Origin of the sequence: Terrisporobacter sp. (assembly GCF_017888745.1) — a bacterium.
Classification (GTDB): domain Bacteria; phylum Bacillota; class Clostridia; order Peptostreptococcales; family Peptostreptococcaceae; genus Terrisporobacter.
Window position 1 is genome coordinate 1 of the sequence record NZ_JAGHFM010000046.1, and the last position, 3,128, is coordinate 3,128.

The 3,128-nt window shown below is 27.1% G+C and carries 4 protein-coding genes and 1 pseudogene; 1 reads left to right on the forward strand and 4 read right to left on the reverse strand.

Translation table 11 applies throughout. The annotated features are described in order from the left end of the window. The 3 genes from J7G74_RS01920 to J7G74_RS01930 all read right to left on the reverse strand — a co-directional run. Positions 1-402, reverse strand: a 402-nt coding sequence (locus J7G74_RS01920; RefSeq protein ID WP_297131153.1) for a metal ABC transporter permease, incomplete at its 3' end; no start/stop codon positions are given. Positions 403-404: 2 nt separating this feature from the next. Next, entirely contained in the window at positions 405-1,091 is a 687-nt protein-coding gene (locus J7G74_RS01925) for a metal ABC transporter ATP-binding protein (RefSeq protein WP_297131157.1), read from the reverse strand. 93 nt (positions 1,092-1,184) lie between these two features. Further along, complete coding sequence (locus J7G74_RS01930; protein WP_330616351.1) at positions 1,185-2,117, reverse strand: metal ABC transporter substrate-binding protein; 933 nt, start codon at positions 2,115-2,117, stop codon at positions 1,185-1,187. Between the two features lie 236 nt (positions 2,118-2,353). On the opposite strand from J7G74_RS01930, the gene J7G74_RS01935 reads away from it, so the two are divergent. Continuing rightward, a complete protein-coding gene (locus J7G74_RS01935) occupies positions 2,354-2,770 on the forward strand; it encodes a Fur family transcriptional regulator (RefSeq protein WP_297131158.1) in 417 nt (138 codons plus the stop codon). A 55-nt stretch (positions 2,771-2,825) separates the two neighbouring features. Here J7G74_RS01935 and J7G74_RS01940 read toward each other — a convergent pair. Then, a pseudogene (locus J7G74_RS01940) lies at positions 2,826-3,128 on the reverse strand (carbon monoxide dehydrogenase); the annotation flags it as partial.

The following is a 3,128-nucleotide window of genomic DNA, read 5'->3' on the forward strand; positions in this document are numbered from 1 at the left end:
ACCAACTACCATAAATAATTCAAAATCTGTTATTGCAACTATTGATCCAAATAAAAAACTATTAAAAGATGCTGAGTCTTTCACAAATCCTGAAAGTACACCTGCAAGACCAACTCCTGCAGACATTATTATAGCAATAGACATTTCTGAATATTTCGGAATTTTCTTTCTTATAAATTCTATACTAAAAGCTGAAGCTAAAGAGGCAATAAGAGCTCCAAGAACAGGATTAATATTAAATACTAATCCTGCTGCAATACCTGCAAGAGATGAATGAGAAAGAGCATCTCCAATCATTGATAACCTCTTTAATACAACTATTATTCCTATACAAGGCACTATTATGGCAAGTAATATCCCCACGATAAATGCCTTTCTCATAAATTCATATTCAAAAATCATACTTACACCTCATCTTTACCATTTATCAAAGAAACACTATTATTTTCTACCATAAAGATTTTATTTGTATATTTAGTAATTTTAGCAAAGTCATGACTTACTATTATAATTGTTATTTTTGATTCTTTATTTAACTTTTCTAATAAGTTGTATAATTGCTCTTCCGATGCCGCATCTATACCTGTAGTAGGTTCATCTAAAATCAATATTTTAGGATTACTTACTAATGCTCTTGCTATCATTACCCTTTGTTGTTGACCTCCAGATAAATTTCCAATTAGTCTTTTCGGGTAATCTTCCATATTAACAATTTTAAGTGATTCTTTTACCTTTTCTTTATGTTCTTTTTTAGGAAACTTCAGAAAGCCTATTTTAGAATATAGATTTGCCATAACAATCTCTTCAACAGTAGCAGGAAAAGAAGCCCCTGTTGACATTGAAATTTGTGACACATACCCTATTTTGTCTAAATTATTACTTTTTGATATTTCCTCATTAAAAAATTTAACTTTTCCCTTTGATGGATTTAATTGTCCTATCAGTAATTTTAAAAGTGTACTTTTACCACTTCCATTACATCCAACTATTCCAACAAAATCTCCTTCATCTATTGATAACATAATATCATTAAGAATATTATCTTTGTTATATCCAAAGGATACATTTTCTATGGAAATAATATTTTTCATATTCGCCTCCAAAACTATAATCTATATATATTTCATTAGCCATATAACATATCATTATGGCTTTATATTTTATATCTTGTTTATAATTACTAATTACTTCATAGAGTCATATATAGATTGTAAATTCTTTTCCATTACAGAGAAATAATCTTCTCCATTTTTTATATCTTCATCACTTAACCCTTCAAGAGGATTTAAAACATCTGTATTAGCATTGATTTCTTTAGAAATAGTTTTTGCTACTTTTGGGCTAACTAATTCTTCAAAGAAAATTGTTTTTATATTATTATCTTTTGCAAATTTTATTATTTCTGTCATTCTAGCTGGATCTGGTTCGCTATCTGGAGTTAATCCTTCTATGCCAACTTGTTCAATATCATATTCATCGCATAAATATCCAAATGCTTCATGAGCTACTATGATGCTCTTATTTTCTATTGGACTTAATGTATCTTCATATCTTTTATCTAGTTCATCAAATTTTTTCGCATAAGTTTGATAATTTTTCTCATAGTAATCTGCATTTTCCGTATCTTCTTTTACTAATGCATCCTTTATATTTTTCATTTCTTTTTTAGCATTTTTAATACTTAGCCATGTATGTGGGTCAGTACCATCATGATTATGACCATCATGACTATCTTCATTCACATCAGTAGTATGTATGTCTAATCCTTCACTAGTTTTCACATAAACTATATCTTCATTTTCTAGAGAATTTATAACTTTATCAGTCCAATTTTCTATACCGGCTCCATTATAAATAAGCATATCAGCTTTTTCTAAATTTACTATATCTGTAGTTGAAATTTCCCAATCATGAGGTTCTGTTCCAGCTGGTACTAAATTAGTAACATCAACCTTATCCCCTCCGACTTTTTTAGTAAAATCATATAAAGGATAAATACTTGTATATATTTTAATTTTTCCTTGGTTACTTACATCTTCACTATTGTTTTTTGTACAACCTACGCTAAATAGTATTGTCATTGATATTAATAATGACATTATTTTTTTTATTTTCATTTTCTTACTCCTTACTATATTTATATTCTATTTTATTCACGATGCATTTATTTTATTTAATTTCTATAATTGAGAATGCCTCTTATTTGCACTTTATATTTAAATACTACTACTTTATAATATATAAGTCAAGTGCAAATCATATGCATTTATATTTATTTGACAAAGGTATATAATAAGTTTATCCTTTTATTAAGATGAACAAACTTATTTTTTCATTTTTTGGAGGATTAATTATGAATACTGAAAATAATTTATTAAAATCTGCAAATTTAAAATCTACTAAAAAAAGATTAGTAATTCTTTCTGTATTAAATAATTCTATTTCACCCCTTACCTCAGAAGAAATTTTAGAAGAGGCTTCAAAGGAAGTAAATATGAATTTATCTACTATATATAGAGCACTAGCTGCTCTTACTGAAAAAGGAATTTTGTTAAAACAATTAAGTAATGATGGAAAAACATATTATCAGATAAATAATAGGCAACATAAGCATCAATTAGTATGCTCTTTATGTAATAAAGTTGTCTTAGTTGATTGTTGCCCTCTTAAGAAGTTTGAAAATGAATTGTGTGAGGATACTGGATTCACAATTACTAGTCATAATTTAGAGTTTTCTGGAATTTGTCCTGAATGTGCAAAAAAACTATAAAAAAACAGTATAAATAAAATTTATACTGTTTTTTAATTTCTATGTACTTTAATTATTATAAATTTAATTTATTGAATATATCCTTCATAGCTACCTTAGCTTTTGAATCTTGTGGTAATTTCACTAATGGTATCCTATTACAGTCATATTCAAATATCATTTCATCCATAGGTACAACACCTAGTAAATCCAAGTTAAATCTGTAAATTTCTCTTTTTATTCCATCATTCAACATCCCATTTGGAGCTTTATTTATGATTAAAGAAACTCTTCCAACATCTATTCCTATTTCATTAGCTAAATCTCTAATTCTAGCAACTGCTTCTATACTTCTAGCTGAACAATCACTTATTAGTAG

What these genes read in the sequence shown, in the direction of transcription:
- J7G74_RS01925 (WP_297131157.1), bottom strand. Translation starts at nt 1,091, where the DNA reads ATGAAAAATATTATTTCCATAGAAAATGTATCCTTTGGATATAACAAA.
- J7G74_RS01930 (WP_330616351.1), bottom strand. Translation starts at nt 2,117, where the DNA reads ATGAAAATAAAAAAAATAATGTCATTATTAATATCAATGACAATACTA.
- J7G74_RS01935 (WP_297131158.1), top strand. Translation starts at nt 2,354, where the DNA reads ATGAATACTGAAAATAATTTATTAAAATCTGCAAATTTAAAATCTACT.